The following is a 16,400-nucleotide window of genomic DNA, read 5'->3' on the forward strand; positions in this document are numbered from 1 at the left end:
TCAGCACAGGCCAAAGAAACAAGGTGCGGGCGGGACGCCCGCGCTCCCGGGGGGAAACTCTTTTGGGGCGGTGCGTTCCGTTGAAGCAGCTCCGTCTCGCTCCGTATTCCTTACGTCGTTCATCGTGGCCCTTCGTGGATTTCTTTTTTCCCGGCGTGTCGGTCTGAGGCACAGCCGCACCACCTGGACTTCCCTACTTCAGCTCGCCCTCCCGGTCCAGCATCTTCAGAAGACCCTCGAAGGCATCCACCGTCCGCTGCAGGTCCTCGTCGGTATGCACTCCCGAGATCAGGCCCCCGGGCCAGGGCAGGACGTCCACTCCGTTGCAGAGGAACCCCGCCCGGGCCTTGTGCTGAAGCTGGGCGGAAGCCGCTCCCCGGAGCTTCCAGGAATCCACCCGACCGCCCATGATATCGGCAGGGCTTACCGGATCGTGGTCGGGATTGGGAAAGATGTGGAAGGCGGAGAAGTCGCCGTAGACACACCAGTCGCAGCCCAGGCGTTGGGCGACCGAGTTCATTTCCCGGCGCAGGCTGGCTCCACTGGCATTGGCCCGGGCGATCAGATCGGTGGACTGCAGGATTTTCAAGGTGGCAATGCCGGCGCTGGCGGTGACCGGCGCCGCATTGTAGGTTCCGTAGTGCACCACCAGGGGTGGGGCCGGCCCGTTGTCCCCCTCCTGGGGGTCCATGACCTGCATCACCTCGGCCCGGCCGACCAGGGCGGCGCCCGGGTAGCCGCCGCCCACGATCTTGGCCAGGGTGGTCAGATCGGGTGTCACGCCGTAGTAACCCTGAGCCCCGCCCAGGGAACAACGGAACCCCGACACGACCTCGTCGAAGATCAGCAGGATTCCCCGCCGGGCGGTCCACTGCCGCAGCTCCGGAAGGAAAGCGGGATCGAGGGGCACCTTGCCGAACGTGGCCCCGGTCGGTTCCAGAATCACCGCGGCCACGTCGTCCCGGTCCCGGCAGAGCTCGTCCAGCAAGGACAGGTCCCCCGGCGGGCACACCAGCACGTTGTCCACGATTTCCTGCAGGATGCCCGCCGGCGGCTTGGGCCCGACGGATTCCTTGCCGAAGGCCACGTGGTCGTGCCATCCGTGGAAGTGGGTGGCAAAGCGCACCAGTTTGGGCTTGCCGGAATAGGCCCTGGCCACTCTCAGAGCCAAATGGGTCGCCTCGGTCCCACTGACCGTAAAACGGACCCGCTCGGCGCTGGGAACGAGGGACCGGATCAGTTCCGCCCACTCCAGCTCCAATTGATGGGAAGATCCGTAGTGGGTCCCTCGGGATATCTGTTCCCGCACCGCCTCCTGGACTACGGGATGGTTATGCCCGAGCATAAGAGCCCCGTGGCCGCCGAAATAGTCCACGTACTCACGCCCGTCCACGTCCCACTTGCGGGATCCCTGAGCCCGGGAGACAAAAACGGGATGCGGCTCCAGGACCCGGGACTGGTGGGTGACGCCGCAGGGAAAGACCTGCTGCGCCCTCCTGTAGAGCTCCGCCGAGATGGGAGTGGCATCAATGTAGGACTGAAAGATTTGCGATGTCGCCTGAATGGTTCTGGTATTCATGGGCAATTCCCTGATCAGTGGGTTCAGTTGAGGCAAAATCTTGGGGCGCCGTGGAATGGAGTCAGGACTCCCGGCCGGACCGATCCTCTCCCTTCAAGCGTTCCATTTCCCGGTCCAGGCCGTTCACCCAGAATTCCAGGTCCGAGCCCACCGTCATGAGCAGAGCGCCCCGATCGATCCAGGACCGGCAGGTCTCGGCGCTGCCCACGAAGGTGCCGAAAGGCATACCGGCTTGCCGGGCGGCTCGAAAGATCTCGTCGACCTTGCCGTCCAGCTCGGGGTGATCGCGAACCCCCAGCAATCCCATGGATTGCCGCAGGTCGTCCATCCCCATAAAGACGGCGTCCAGCCCGGGAACGCGCACAATCTCCTCGATATTTCTCACCGACTCCAGGCTCTCCATCTGAGCGACCACAGTGACCCAGTCGTTGGCCCGGGCAAAGTACTCGTTGGTCCGATGGGTGTACTCGGCCCGCAGCGGTCCGCAACCCCGTCTTCCCAAGGGAGCGTACTTGGACCACTTTACCGCCAGGGCCGCCTGTTCGGCATTTTCCACCATGGGGACCACGATGCCGTTGGCTCCCCAGTCCAGGGCCCGCTTGATCTCAGCCTCTATCAGGCCAGGGACCCGAACGATGACGTCGATCGGGGTCCCCTTGGCTGCCAGAAGCAGGGGCAGCAGATCGCTGGAGGTCAGATGGCCGTGCTCGGTATCCAGGAACAGCCAATCGTATCCGGCGGCGGCGGCCATCTCCACAAAGGCCGGAGACCCGAAGTAGGCGATGGTGCCCACGGCTGCCTGGCCTTCCCGAAGCTTGCGCTGCAGCTTGCCGCCGTTGAACATGCGGTCACCTCACGCCAATTCTGTCAGCTGGTTATCCGACGCCTCCCGCAGGCCGCGCGGGACCCATCCGGGACTGCATCGGAATACCAAAGAATAATGCAATGAGCCGTAGAAGCTCAACCCTGGACCGCCGTCCTCGGGGAGGGCGAGAGGGGACCGCCTCAAGGAATCCCCCGTCTATCGCCCCCGTCCATGTAGAGGGAACTGCCGAAGAGGTAGGAACAGGGTTCCGAAGCCAGGAAAACCACCATGCCGGCGATCTCTTCCGGTTCGGCTAAACGCCCCGCCGGCAGCTTCCGTCCGATCTCCGCCAGAATCTCGTCCACGCTTCGACCTTCGTCCGCGGCCTTGTCGCGCTGCAGATCCCTGGCGCGCTGGGTCTTGGTCAGTCCCGGACAGATGGTGTTGACCAGGATCCCATCCCCGGAGACTGCGTCGGAGAGGGCGCGGGTCATGTTCAAGACGGCGATATTGGACACGCTCAGCGGTATGTTGACTCGTGTCGGGCTGGCTCCCGCTCCTCCGGCGATGTTGACGATCCGCCCCCACCGGTTCCGCTTCATGTGCGGAATGACCAGTTGGGCCATGCGCAGATAGCCGTAGCTTTTGAGTCCCAGCCCCTCGTCGATGACTTCGGTCGAGAGCTCCAGGATATCGGCCATCCTGGCCGCACCGGCGCAGTTCACCAGGATGTCGACTCCGGACCACCGTGCCACCGTCTCATCCACCACCCGGCTGCATCCCTCCCGCTCGGTCAGGTCGGTGGCGACCGTCCACCCCTCGCCGCCGGCCCGGTCGATCTCCGCCCTGACCTCCTCCAGCAGGGTTTGCGTGCGAGCCGTCACGCAGACCCGGGCGCCCTCCCGGGCCAGCCCCACAGCGCAACAGCGGCCGATGCCGCGGCTGCCCCCGGTAACGATGGCTCGCTTGCCCTTCAATCCCAGATCCATGGATCCCCCAGCTGAACCGAACCAACGACAGGAATCGATAGTATAATTCGCTCGTTATACAATCAACAGAGACGGGGCACCGGAACTCCTCGTAATCGCAGCCGTGCTTCAGCTTGATGCTCCCCAAGGGTCGATGGCAAAAGCGACTCGAACCCACTGGACGCCAAGGATTCTAGGACTCCTGGCGTTCGCCCTGGCCTGCGGCATCCTTGCTCCTGGATGCGGCGACCAACCACTGCACTACGTCGACCTGGAACTGATCCTGGACGAGGAGGTGGTCATTGACCCTTCCGGTCAGGCCTCCGCCAACAACATGGTGCGAGGACCGGACGGCGCCATCTGGATCAACTCGACCACCACCCATCCCGGATTGTTCAAGAGCAGCGACCGGGGCAAGACCTGGAGTTCGGTTCCCATCCGACTCGAGGACATCGAGACGCCCCAACATGTCGCCGGGTTCACCGTAACCCGGTCGGGGACGCTCTGGATCATCCATCAGGAACCCCCCGACCGATCAGGAGACACACCCTATCCCCGGGATGCCTTTGTCTCCGTTTCTCGAGACCACGGAGCCACCTGGACCAGCACCAGGTTGGACTTCGGCCGTTTCGCCCCCCGGGCGCCCCGGGACCCCTACACCAAAGTGGATGTCGCCTGGTGTCATCCCAACTTCATTGAGAGGCCTGATGGAACCGTCATGTTCTCCTGCAGCATGCGCTACCCGGACTGGGAGGACTACCGGCAACCGGACCAGTCCCGCCCGGGAATCAGGGACGTGATGGTCCGTACCACCGACGACGGCTTAACCTGGGGCGATCCAACCATCGTTCATCCCCATGCCACCGAAACGGCCTACGCCCTGAACCCCAAGCAACCGAACCACATCCTGGCGGCCACCCGAATTCAGCGCCACGCGTTGCCGGGAGAAGACCCTGAAGCCATCAAGAAAAACCTCACCGGGGTGCCCTATCCACCCAACATTCCCTGGTGCTACAAGAACGGCCTGATCTTGGAATCGATGGACGGCGGCCGGACTTTCGAGGAAGTTTCCGGCGGGTTGCTGGGCTTCGGAGCCTATCGATGGAGCGTCGTCTGGACGGAGAACGACGTCGTCCTGCTCAGCAGTAACGGCGGGCAGGAAATTGGAGAGTCCACCTTCGACGACAGCAAAGTCGTGCGCATCAGTCTGGACGGCGGCCGGACGTGGGCGGACGGCACCGCCAACGGAACCCCCAAGGTCAACCGGGCTCGGGAATTCACCATAGTCCCCGACGACCCGGCCAGCCACTGCGTCTCGGCCACCATCGAAGTGTCGCCGAACCGTTTCCTGACCCTGCGACGATTCAGAAGCGGCGACCGGCGTTTGACCGGTGTGTTCTGGCACCTGGAGAACCGCTAGCCCGCATTTCTCGCCAGGGGGCGTGATCATGGCGCAGGCATTTTCCCCTCAGCGCGTGCTCGGGAGCGAAGAGCGTAGCCGTCACTACGGTCGAGCGAGCATGGATGCGCTGAGGGAAAAAGGACAAGCCAGGGCACGCCCAGCGCCCTGTGTAACCGCAAGACGTACCAATCAGACCCATGAGGTGCTGAAAATAGATGGACTTTCCTCTATGAATCGAGCGGCCTGGTGAGAAATGCGGGCTAGCCCGACCCTCAGGCGGGAGGCCAGGGCTGACCTGTTTCGGTGGCGGCAATCATCTTCTGCAGCTTCTCCACGTAATATTCGACCACCCGGGCGATCAGCTTTTCCCCTTTGGCTGCCGTAGCCAGCAGCGATTGCTCTTGGCGGGCTCGATCGGTGGCATTCTCGCCTTCCTCGTTGATGCGGCCGTCGATGAAGGTGCGCCCGTCGATGCGCAGGAAGTGCTCCACTTCGGGGGAGAATCCCGACTCGTAGTTGAGATTGGCGTCGTCGTACTCCTTCATGCTGACCCGGCGTACCCGGTGGGGATGGGCGGCCAAAGCAATGGAAGTCTCGTACTCCTCGGCATGCGACAGACGCTTCTTGCTTTCCAGGACCGTCTTGACGAAATCCGGTGGGGTCGGCGCCCAAACGGAGTCGACCTCCATGGTCACCCCGAGCTTGCTGCGCCAGGTCTCTTCCATTTCCTTGAGCGGCTGCTGGTTCCCTCCGTGGCCGTTGAGCACCAGCAGGGTATGGATCCCGTTGGTCTTCAAGGAGTGGAGCACGTCGAAGATGTAGTCCTGAAAGGTCTTGCGGCGCAGGGTGATGCTGCCTTTCCGTGACATCCAGTAGGGAGCGTAGCCACAAAAGCTGGGCGGAGCCACAATGACCCGCGGGTAGAGCTCCAGGGCAATCTGCTTGGCGTAGAAGGTGGCATGGGCGGTATCTTCCACCAGGGCGATGTGCTCGTTGTGCTGCTCTATGGAACCCGCCGGCAGGATGGCCGCCTTGAGCAGTCCGCTATCCAGCAGTTCCCGGATCTCCTTGCGAGTGTTTTCCCACAGCAGGACCCGGTCGGGATCGATGCTGCGCCTCAGCCGCTCCATGGGCGCACTTCGGGACGCTGAACCGGATGGCGCCGGCAACGCACCGGCCAGACTCTCGGCCGCCAGTCCCGCGGTGAGCGTCCCGCCGGCCAGTCCGCCGGCGAGGGATTGCAGCAAACTCCGTCGCGTAATGCCCTGTATCATGGTTTTCCTCCTGGGAATGTACGAGTGATTGCCAGCGCCGGGTGGCCGGAAACCGGTTCAAAGTCAAGCGTGAGTCGATGGTTTTCTTACATGGATGGACAGGTTGAACAGGTTTCTCTGAGCGACGGGTTTCACGGTCTTGAGTTCAAACATTTCGTTGTCTATTCGTGTTCATTCATGCCCATTCGTGGTTCAACTCACAAAACGATCTGCCATTCTTCCTCGAATGATCCGCAGGGCAGCGCGGCCGGAACCGGCTAAAACGCCAGAACCCTGCCGGGATTCTCGACCAGGATGGTTCGGATCCGGGCCTGGGAAACGCCCAGTTGTTCCAGCGAAGCCGCCAGCTTGGTGGTCACGATGGTGAAGTCCGCCCGATTCTCTCTCCAGCCCTGGCTGTCCTTGGTTTCCGCCGAAAACGCCCGGTAAAAGTAGGGAACATGATCGTGGCTGACCAGAATTTGCCGCTCGAATCCGCCCGCGACCAGGTTTTGGATCAGGCGGGCCTGCTTGTCGCAGTCGTAATTCCCGGCACCGACCCGATCGAACTGCAGGTAGCAGCCCAGCCTTGCAATTTCCAGGTGATAGTCTCCGGCCTCGGCGTTCCTGCCGTCGTCCATGTGGCCCTGGTGCCCGATGATCACCCGGCCGGGATCGGCGCCCGATTCCAGCAGCAGCCTGGCCTGCTCCAGCCCGCCCCCGTTGGTGGTGTGGGTGGTCACGGGACAGCCGGTTTGCCGGCTGGCCATGGCCGCGGCAATATGAACCGCCTTCTCGCTGGGGCGCATCAACGCACTCGTCCCGATCTTGATGGCTCCCGCCCGGATCGTGGTGAAACGCTCTCCCCTGCCGCCGTGAGGATCTTCCATCCCCTCGGAGATCTCCCGTGCAAACAAGTCGGCCATCCTGGCGGCGCCGTCGGGTTCGATCCCCATCCGTACGGCCCAGGGATGCTGGGGCGCCAGGGCCTCGCACCAGAATCCGGTGGAAGCAATGATATGGACCTTTGTCCGCCTGGCCAGATCCAACAGCAGTTGCGGATAGCGGCCTACCCGGATGGGAGTGCATTCCACGATGGCTCCGGGGCCGTCTTCGGCGGAGAGCGATCGGTGAAAGGCGTTCAACATCCCCGAGGTCTCAGTCAGCATTCTTTCCCGCAGAGAGTCCAGGGGAGCCGCCGGGGTCGCGTAAAGCTCGGACCAATCCACCGTGGGCGCATGTTCGTGCATGAGTGTCGCGCCCAGGCCTTGGGGGGCGACCCGACCGAGTACCGTCCGCACGGCCGCGGCCCTGTCAGGTCTCTCGGCTGGCCCGCAGGCACCCATCTGCAGGGCCGTCCAGGCGGCCACCGCCGAACCGGCCAGGAACTGCCGCCGGCTGAGGTTGCGCCGATCTGAGATTGGAACCGATTCCATGGCCTTTCCGATCTTCAACCGAACTTGGTGAAAGGGGATCCGCGCGCTTCAAATTTCACCGGGCGCGGCTGCGGATATCCTACTCCAAAATGCCTTGCGCCCCGGCAAAAACCGGGGTTTGGGCCGGACGCGCAACCGGGGTACGTGAAGCTGCATTTCCGTCCGGTGAATCGCGTCCCGCTACAGGCGAGCCGGTTCCCCGCCCTGGCGTTTGGATTATGCGAAAGTGAAACATCGGAAGTTCATGCCCTGGCGAGAGCAGGAACGGTGTACGGAAAATCGGTTGGCTGCACCAGGAAACATCGATACACAGGATAGACAGGATTAACAGGGTGAAAAGCTCCTCCACAGGAAGCGGACTTGCTCAATGATCGGGGGCGGGTGTGAAGGGATTGATGCAATTGGAATCCGGTCTCAGAAATCCTCGTCAAAGAACAAGCGATGGTTGAACCCAACGGGATGAAGACTCCCATCTCGGATCATGCAGCCCAGACCAAAGGTTGGTAATCCTGTGCATCGATGTTAATAATCGACTCTTTTTCAAAATTCCGCAGCGAGACGTTTACCGGAAATGGCCACAAAAGGCACAAAAACACAATGGGTGCCTCTTGAGGTTAGACAGCATTTTCACCAGGTCGCACCGGATATTGCAAAGGGCAGAACCGCAGGTTTGCCGGCAAGATGACCTGACCCGCTGTGAATTTTGCAAAAAGCTCAATCCACTAATTGGCTGTGTGCGCGTTGAATCGGATCCGTCTCGCTTGGTGGCCCTTCGTGGATAACTCTTTTTACGGCGTGGCGGATCTTCGCGGATTCCTTCTTGGATTACTCATGTCTCGGGTCCGATCCCAAATTTCTCCTACTCCCTCGCCGGCAGGTAGGCACCGTCGCCACTACGTTGCCCCGGCGCCCCGCCGTCGTTGATCACGCCGTAGGCCAGGAACGGGTTCTGCCCCGACATCTTCTCGATTCGAACGTACCCCTGCCGGGTCTCCGGGTTGGCTCTCAGCAGGATCCGGTCGATCTGATGCCAGCCCCGGGCCGGGATCGGCTTGGTCACCACCGTCTCCTCCAGCACCCCCGTCTCCCCGTTGTAGATCTCCAGGTGGAAGACGCTCGGGCTGCCATCGACTTCTCCCGTGTTGACCAGCGCCAGGTTGCTGCGGTTCTCCGCGTTCTGCTGCAGCCCCTCCACCCAGGCTTCCTTGGCGAAGCCCTCTCCTTCCGGCACTGCGTTGTAGAAGACGCCGTACTGTCCTCCCCCTCCCTGCGAGCTCGTTCTGGCACCGATCACCACCCCGCTCAGGTCGCCTTCTTCCGCCGTGACGAACAACGCTCCCAGGTAGAAGCCCCGTCTCTCTCCCAGTCCCGCCATCTCCTCTCGGCGCAAAGCCTCCACCAATTCGGCAACAATCTGCTGCTCCCCGGCTTTCAGCTCCATCTGAAAGCCCACCGTCTTATCATCTCCCTGGATTTGCTCCGACACAAACTCGAAGTTCAGCGTGCTGGGCTCTTCGGAGAAGTTCGTCACCGTCAGCTCGCTGGTGAAGTCCCGCGTCTCCACGATCACCGGCAGGGTCTGCCTTCTCTTTCCCTCCAGCGAACTCGCCGTCACCGGGAAAATGAATGACCCGTCCGAGTTGGCCTGGTCGTTGATCACCCCATAGGCGTAGAAGGAAGCCTCTCCTTCCACCCGCTCCACCTTCACGTAGCCGTTTTCCACTCCGCCCAGAAGCCCCGAGTACTGGTAAAACCCTCCTGGCCCCAGCGTTATGTCGTCAAGCTCCCGGGGACTCGTGTCGGACGCCTCCCCCGAATACACGCTGGTCTTGAGGGTGATCGCCCCCTCCCCCGGAGCCCCCATGTTCTGGAAGGCCACGTTGGAGCGGTCCTGGCTGTTCTGCCTGAGCCCGCACAGGTAGACCGGCTCACTGAAGCCCTCCTCCTCAGCCACTCCCGGGTAGGCCAGTCCCGCTCTCCCGTCAGGTACTATCGTCGTGGTCCGCACCACCGCCTCCACCTCGGAACCCGGCGGCGCCTCCACCCGCAGCGTCCCCAACTGGTTCCCCGCTTCGGGGATCGGTATCCCAAGGCCCGCCAGGTAAGTGAGGGCGTTGGTTTCGATCTTCTGCCTGCCGGCGGGAAGAACGTCCGACGCTCTCCCGCTTCTCCTTTCAGGCTCGTCCCTGGACGAGTAGGTATAGTCGAGCTCTACCTCCTTCTCTCCCCGGTTGGTGAGCGTCAGCTCCGAGGTGAAGAAAGACTGTCTCAGGCCCGCCGAGGAGAGGATCACCGGGACGAACAGAGAACCTGTTGTCAACCGGAAGCTTCCCACGTCCGGGCTCCCGTCGCCGCAGTCATAGGCGAACGTCCCCTCTCCCGACTCGCTAAAGCTCAAACGAAGCTCGCAGGAGGTCCCGTCATCGTAGTCCAGCCTCACCGTTCCCATGCGCGGGCCCGTCTTCTCATAGGTAATGGTCCCTGATCGGGAGGCGGCTCCCGACTCGGTCTGCTCGAAGCGGTTGCCCTCTCCGAACCGTAGCTCGAGGGTTCTGGCCGCCCCGCCTTCACCTGCCACGTTCAAGGTCAGCCGTCTGTCCTCCAGGTCGGCCTCGGTAAGTTCCGCCGGATCATCTACCACTTCTTCCGTGGATTCCGCCGAGGCGACCCTGAGGATCAGGTCTCTGCCACCGCCGTTCGAAGTCGTCACATACAGCGCCCCGTCGGGGCCCATCATCGGAGTCCGGAGCCGGCCGTAGGAGCGGTCCAGCTCGGAGACGATGACCTGACCGACGAAAGCGCCCTCCGAGGTGAACTCGAACAGGCGCAGCCGGCTGTCTCTGAGCGTGGCCACCGCCAACCGGCCCTCCCAGACACCCCACTGTTTGCCCTCAAGAAAAATGCCGCCGCTCACGGCCAGCGTCGGCGATCCTGAGGACCACTTGGCCTCAACGGCGCGGGGGAACTTCACCCGGTCGGTCATGGGTACGGATTCGTTGTAGCCGGGCACCGGATCCCAGCCGTAATTGCCGCCGGCAACCAGCAGGTTGATCTCGTCGTCCACTCTTGGTCCGTGCTCCACCGCCCACATCTGGCTGGTGCCTGGCCGTAGCGCCAGTCCCTGCACGTTTCGGTGGCCATAGCTGTAAATCCGTGGAGCCGCCAATGGGTTTGTCTCCGCTCCTGCGCCTGTGGAAGGGTCGACTCGAAGGACTTTGCCTCCCAATGAGGCCAGATCCTGCGGGATGCTCCCCGAGGCGGCGTCCCCAGTCGCAATCCACAGATAGCCCTCCGGTCCAAAGCGCAGCCGACAGCCGCCGTGACGTCCGCTGGTGGCCGGGATGCCGCCGACCAGGGGATCGGCTACCCGGGTGGCCGCGGTATAGGTGCCGTTCATGGCCCAGGCGATCACCTGGACCTCGGGCCCGACGTGGCCCTGGCAGGTGTAGAAGCGCCGGTTGGAGGCAAAGTCCGGATCGACGACGATACCCATCAGCCCGGTCTCATCGACGGCGAACAAGTCTCCCATCTCGGCATTGACCCCGCGAACCGTGCCGTCGGTCCCTAGACTGCTCAGCACGCCCCTTTTCTCAGTGAACAGCATGGTCCCATCGGGCGTGAAGTCCAGATCCCAGGGGATGGTCAGGCCGGAAACCAGGGTGGAAATCAGCAGTTCGGGCGCAATCTCGGCGATCTCGACCGACTGAAGAGTGAAGGTCAGGGTGGCGATCGGCTCGTTCGAGAACTTGCCTCTACCCCGAATGCTGGTGATGACTCCCTGCGGCGTTGTGGCTGGGTTCGCCAGTGAAAATTCGGTACCTTCCTCAGTTCCGGCATCCCACGGGTACAGGTTTACTGTGAGCGACGCCATCCATTCCCCCCGATCATCCAGAAGGGAGAGCCCGGATACCCCCACGAACCAGTCCGGGCTCGGAGCGATCATGGTGAGCAGGGTGACCCGGGAATGATCGGTGGTAAGCGTGACGTCGTTGATGGTGGACGAACCGGTCGGACCAATATTGCCGCTGCCCAGCAGAACGGCGAGCGCATCGGGTTCGGCTGCCCTGACTTCGCTCGCCAGGGTGCTCGTTCCGCCAAGTTCCGCCATGAACTCGACCCCTGCGGTGGCCCTGCCGCCGTCCCTCAAGAAGGTAACGCCGGCATTGTGCACCCCTCCGATCAAATTTGTGAAATGCGCGCCTCCCGGAAGGCCGCCGGAGGTGACCGCAGTGGTCCATAATCCCCGGAAGGTCAGGCTATAGGTGGCTTCCGAGTAAACATCAACCGTCGGATCGCTCTCCGGCGGATCCAGCCACATATTGAACAGCCTATCGGCCCGGCCCTCATCCCTGCTCGCCGCCCTTGAGTCGAACGGATCCGACACTGCCTGCCAGAAGCATGCAAGGGTCGCCAGGGCAAGAATGGGAACCACTCGTCGAAAGGGATCTGCCCCGACACGACAACAAGTGCAGATTTTGAAGACCAGGTGGAGGAAGGCCGATTGACATACTCCAGGTCGGGTGCCGTAGCCGGAATGCTTGCGCGGAGAACTCTGAAACTCGATTTTTCTGTCCATGCTCAATCTAGATCTCTTGAGTCGAAGCAACGTTGCCAAACCAGTCAAGAATTGCGAATTTCGGATTCCGGATCAAGGCCGAAGTCTGTGGAACCGGTCCCCAATCATCAATCAACACCTTATCAAACTGTCCCTTCTTCCCTCCGTGGCTTTTCGTACCCCTTCGTGGCCTTCGTGATCCCTCGTGTAACCTCGTGGATAGCTATTTTCCCACGTGGGGAATCTTCGCGGATCCCTTCGCGAAAGACTCCTTTCCCGGGTCCGATCCCGAGCCTCCCCTACTCCCTCGCCGGCAGGTAGGCTCCGTCGCCACTCCTCGCTCCCGGAGCCCCACCGTCGTGGTCCGCAGTCCGCTTACTCTGGAGTCGCCGGCGTGGTGGAGGGTCGTAGCCGGTACCGGAGGCGTGGAGGGAGGCGTCCGTTACCGTTTGAATCCAGCGGCCTGACGGGAAATGGGGGCAACCGGTCAGAAATTCAGGTTCAGGCTGTCAAACCGGTTCTTCGGGGTACAGTTGTGCCTGCCATGGGGGCAAATTGACGTCGATGGGATCGTCGTCCGGATAGTAGTGTTCCAACAGGGGTTCCAGGATATCCACCAGGAATCTCACCACTCCATTTCTGTAGCCTTTTTCAACGACTGCCCAAGTCACGTAAAGGCGTTTGTTGGCCACGTACCTCAAGATCTGAGGATCTTTCCTGTGCCTTGAGAACCTTTCCTCGAAGTCTCCCTGGCCGACGTAGACCACACCTCTTCCGGACCAGATGATGTAGACCCCGCCTTTGCCGGAACTCCAACCAAGCTTCACAATCCTCAAGTCGCACCAGCCATTTTCGCAGATTCTCCATTCGAGTTCCATCGCTGGTCCCTTGAGCAGACACGGATCTCTTCAGTCGCAATTGGGCCGGTATCTACTGATCCATTGCTGGTGTCTCTTGATTCGGGCAGGCTCCCACCACACGATTTCGAAGGCATAGTGGGTGGGCCGGTGTTTCCAAATTCAGGAGGATTGGTCTGATGCCTTCTCGTATTGCATCCTCAGGCTCGTGGCAATGTTTTCAGACTGACCCACGTAGATGCCCAGGTGAGAGACTCCCGGTCCGGACCGGCAGACCAAGTAAACTCCCGCCACATTTGGAGCGTGGCTTTCAATGTCACTTTTAGAGAATCTGAGTTGCATGGGTTTCGGTATGGAGCGATCCCCGGAGAATCGGTCGGCCGAGGTCTCCTGCCCGAAACTCGCAGATCCCGTGGCGGTGCAGCGCCGATTTCGCTGCTTGTCATGCCAAAAAGCCAACGTGGAACGAAAGTTGCGCCGATAATAAGCACTGATAGTGATTTGCATGTGAAAATATGATTTATCTAGTGATTGTATAGTGAATCTCTACATCCAGAAGACATAGGCAGGCGAGAATTAGCCCGCGGCCCAACCGATAGGGGACCAACAACGCTCCCCCCAAGCGAAAATCGGGTGCGCGACCAGCCACGCATTGGGGGGACCGGAATGACGCGTTCCGGGCATAGCGGGGGGATGGGCGGCAAGAGATGCGAACCCGTGGCATTCGCAAAAGTGGCGCGGACGGTATATGCTAGTCGAGCCTGCGGTACTTTTTAGGCCGGAAGGGTTCAGCTTTTTCAGGCGATGTGTGCTGGCCAGAGGCCTGCCACCGTTGGTCTCCTCACCTTGCGTTGCCGTTCGGGCCATGGCCTGAGGGACGACGAACCGGATGATTCGGGCGGTGTCCATTCCGCTCGGCCTGCCGTGTACTGCAGCCGTCGAATCGCAGCATTTCGTTGCACCATGCCAACCGAAATCACCGAGCAGCAACTTGAACCCGACCTGCTTCACCCGTTTCCCGAGGGTTGGTATTTCGTCGCCAGTCGTCGTTCCATCCTGAAGGAAAAGCTGATTCGAAAAACCTGGATGGGCGATGAAATCATTGCCTGGTGTGACGGAGAGGGAAATATCTGCGTGGCCGAGGCGGTCTGTCCGCACCTGGGCGCCGACCTGGGTCCCGCTGCCGGAGGCATGGTGCGCGATTCCCGTCTCGTCTGTCCCTTTCACGGCTTCGAGTTCGATGTCAGCGGCCAATGCGTCGCCACTCCCTTTTCCCCGGCGCCCAAGGCCACCTGGCTCAAGGTGTTCGAGACGCGGGAAGTGCTCGACCTGGTTTTCGCCTGGTGGGGACACAACGGACGTCCGCCACAATGGAACCTTCCCGAGGATCCACCGACCGGACCCGACTGGAGCGAGATGGGATACAAGACTTTCCGATTCCCCGGTCATCCCCAGGAAACAACCGAGAATTCGGTGGACCTGGCGCACCTGCGTTATGTGCACGGCTACGACAACGTGAGCCGCGTGGGGCCGCTATCGGTGGAAGGCGCCTGCCTGGAGAGCTCCTTCAACTTCAAACGGACCAGGAAGATCGCCGGGATCACCGACCTCGTATTCGATGTCACCGCCGTCACCTGGGTCTTTGGACTGGGTTATTCGCAGGTCGATATTCACGAACGCACCATTAGCATGGATTTGCGGCTTTGGGTGCTGGCGACGCCCGTCGACGGCAAACTCATCGACCTGGTTCTGGCCAGTCAGGTGCGGGAGATACGCCGTCCCAAGCGGCCGATCGTCGGATTGAGGTTTGTTCCAACCAACCTGCGCGCCGGCATCATGAACAGAATCATGCTGGCTATCCAAAAACAGGACGTTCTGCAGGATGTGGTGATCTGGGGAAACAAGCGGTACCGATCTCGTCCACGTCTGTGCCGGTCCGACGGGGAGATCGGGAGGTATCGACGCTACTGCCAACAGTTCTATCCGGATCACGGGGATGCCGGTCAGGACCGGCATGAACTACCGTCCAGGGAGTCGTAGTGACTTTGTGCAAGCCGTATCCATACCCACTGAGTGGATCAGCATGAGAAAACTAACAGGCTATTTGGTCGCGATTGTCATTCTTGTCGGCTCCTGCGCCCTGGCGTACTACCTGGTGTCGCTGGCGCCCGAACCGGAGCGCAGCGAGCCACCTCCCCAAATCCCGTTTGCACAGACAGCCAAGGTCGTGGCCGGCTCCGGAGCCATCCCCGTATACGGCGCCGGAACGGTGCGGGCCAGCGCTGAAATCGACATTGCGCCGCTGCTCAGCGGAAGGGTGGTCTGGATGAATCCGGCCTTCCAGAGCGGCGGGCGGATCAGGGCGGGCCAGGCGATATTCCGCATCGACAAGGAAGACTACCTGCACCGCCTGCGCCAGGTGGAAGCCGAACTCGAGTCTCGCCGGGTCGCGCTCTTCGTGGCTCAGGAAGAGTCGGCATTCGCCCGCACCGAATTCGAGCAGTACTCTCTCCAGCAGCAGGAGGCAGGAGCTTCGGCGGGCAAGCCCGGGCCCCTGGCCCTGCGGGAACCCCAGATGAAGGCGGCTCAGGCGGCCATAGACCGCGTGGAGTCCCAGCTGGCCGATGCCAGGCTGGCCCTGTCCCGCACCGAAGTACGAGCACCGTTCAACGGCTACGTTCGCCACGAGTCGTTGGATGTGGGGCAGTTTGTCACCGCCGGCCAACCTGTCGGGCGACTGTTCGCCTCCGACGCGGTCGAAGTGGTGGTGCCACTGTCCGACGCCAACGCCGGCTTGATTCCAGGTCTCTGGAAACTGCGTGCGGGGGACTCCAGAAGGCGGGTGGCTGCCCGTGTGATTGCCAGATACGGCGATACGAGCTATGTCTGGAAAGGTTACGTCGACCGGGCTGAAGTTTCCATCGACCAACAGACCCGAACTATCGACTCAATCCTGCGGGTGCCCAGACCCTTTACCGCGGGAGCCCCGGCGGACGGAACCGATGGATCCGGAAATACACCCCCACTCCTGGTGGGCAAGTTTGTAGAGGTGGAGATCCAGGGGGTTGCTCCGGAGAGCTATTTCCGGGTACCGCGGCCGGCACTGCACCCCGGCAACGAGGTTTGGACAGTCAGCGAAGACAAGAGGGTGCACGTCGTCCCGGTGCGCATCCTGCAGCGCGTCAACGACGAGGCTTTCGTCATCGGCGCTCTGGAAGACGGACAGCCGGTCATCACCGGCGGCATTCAGCATGTCAGCGAAGGCATGATTGTACAGACCGAGGAGGGATTGGCACCATGATCCTGAAAAATAGTGGTATGCCAAACAGCGAACATTCAGTCATTTGTTCTTGCGCTTCTCAATGGTTGGCATACTTTCGGATGGGGACAACGACACTCGCGTCGCGCAAGTTCGATGATCGGTGTGTCGAATTGATCGAGCCCCTGCGATTCCCGGCATCTCGAACCTTCGAATCCGTATAGGAAGATTATGAGCACGGCCGTGCAATCCCCGATACGCCTCGCCGAAGAATTGGTCCTGCTGA

Annotated in this window: 10 protein-coding genes; 3 read left to right on the forward strand and 7 right to left on the reverse strand. The window is 61.6% G+C overall.

Features of this window, described 5'->3' with window-relative positions; all coding sequences use genetic code 11:
- Positions 1 to 193: 193 nt before the first annotated feature.
- The 3 genes from OXI69_14650 to OXI69_14660 all read right to left on the reverse strand — a co-directional run bounded on the left by OXI69_14650 (position 194) and on the right by OXI69_14660 (position 3,373).
- The gene (locus OXI69_14650) at positions 194 to 1,579 is read right to left on the reverse strand and encodes an aspartate aminotransferase family protein (protein MDE2667381.1); all 1,386 of its coding nucleotides are present in this window, start codon (positions 1,577 to 1,579) and stop codon (positions 194 to 196) included.
- Between the two features lie 61 nt (positions 1,580 to 1,640).
- Positions 1,641 to 2,423 (reverse strand): aldolase/citrate lyase family protein, encoded by a 783-nt coding sequence (locus tag OXI69_14655; GenBank protein MDE2667382.1) that lies wholly within the window; start codon positions 2,421 to 2,423, stop codon positions 1,641 to 1,643.
- A 161-nt stretch (positions 2,424 to 2,584) separates the two neighbouring features.
- Positions 2,585 to 3,373, reverse strand: coding sequence for an SDR family oxidoreductase (locus OXI69_14660; protein ID MDE2667383.1), 789 nt, complete (start codon positions 3,371 to 3,373; stop codon positions 2,585 to 2,587).
- A 133-nt stretch (positions 3,374 to 3,506) separates the two neighbouring features.
- Here OXI69_14660 and OXI69_14665 point away from each other — a divergent pair, with 133 nt between their 5' ends.
- Positions 3,507 to 4,772, forward strand: a complete 1,266-nt coding sequence (locus OXI69_14665) for a sialidase family protein (GenBank protein ID MDE2667384.1) — start codon at positions 3,507 to 3,509, stop codon at positions 4,770 to 4,772.
- Between the two features lie 254 nt (positions 4,773 to 5,026).
- On the opposite strand, the gene OXI69_14670 is transcribed toward OXI69_14665, so the two are convergent.
- The 4 genes from OXI69_14670 to OXI69_14685 form a co-directional block, all read right to left on the reverse strand.
- Complete coding sequence (locus OXI69_14670; GenBank protein ID MDE2667385.1) at positions 5,027 to 6,028, reverse strand: creatininase family protein; 1,002 nt, start codon at positions 6,026 to 6,028, stop codon at positions 5,027 to 5,029.
- Positions 6,029 to 6,285: 257 nt separating this feature from the next.
- Positions 6,286 to 7,443, reverse strand: a complete 1,158-nt coding sequence (locus tag OXI69_14675) for a hypothetical protein (GenBank protein ID MDE2667386.1) — start codon at positions 7,441 to 7,443, stop codon at positions 6,286 to 6,288.
- Between the two features lie 859 nt (positions 7,444 to 8,302).
- Positions 8,303 to 11,761, reverse strand: coding sequence for a PQQ-dependent sugar dehydrogenase (locus tag OXI69_14680; protein ID MDE2667387.1), 3,459 nt, complete (start codon positions 11,759 to 11,761; stop codon positions 8,303 to 8,305).
- Between the two features lie 746 nt (positions 11,762 to 12,507).
- The gene (locus tag OXI69_14685; protein ID MDE2667388.1) at positions 12,508 to 12,876 is read right to left on the reverse strand and encodes a hypothetical protein; all 369 of its coding nucleotides are present in this window, start codon (positions 12,874 to 12,876) and stop codon (positions 12,508 to 12,510) included.
- Between the two features lie 942 nt (positions 12,877 to 13,818).
- Here OXI69_14685 and OXI69_14690 point away from each other — a divergent pair.
- On the forward strand, positions 13,819 to 14,895 hold the full coding sequence (locus tag OXI69_14690) for a Rieske 2Fe-2S domain-containing protein (protein ID MDE2667389.1): 1,077 nt from the start codon (positions 13,819 to 13,821) through the stop codon (positions 14,893 to 14,895).
- 43 nt (positions 14,896 to 14,938) lie between these two features.
- Positions 14,939 to 16,156, forward strand: coding sequence for an efflux RND transporter periplasmic adaptor subunit (locus tag OXI69_14695; GenBank protein ID MDE2667390.1), 1,218 nt, complete (start codon positions 14,939 to 14,941; stop codon positions 16,154 to 16,156).
- Positions 16,157 to 16,400: the final 244 nt, after the last annotated feature.

Source organism: Acidobacteriota bacterium, assembly GCA_028875575.1.
Lineage (GTDB): Bacteria > Acidobacteriota > Terriglobia > Versatilivoradales > Versatilivoraceae > Versatilivorator.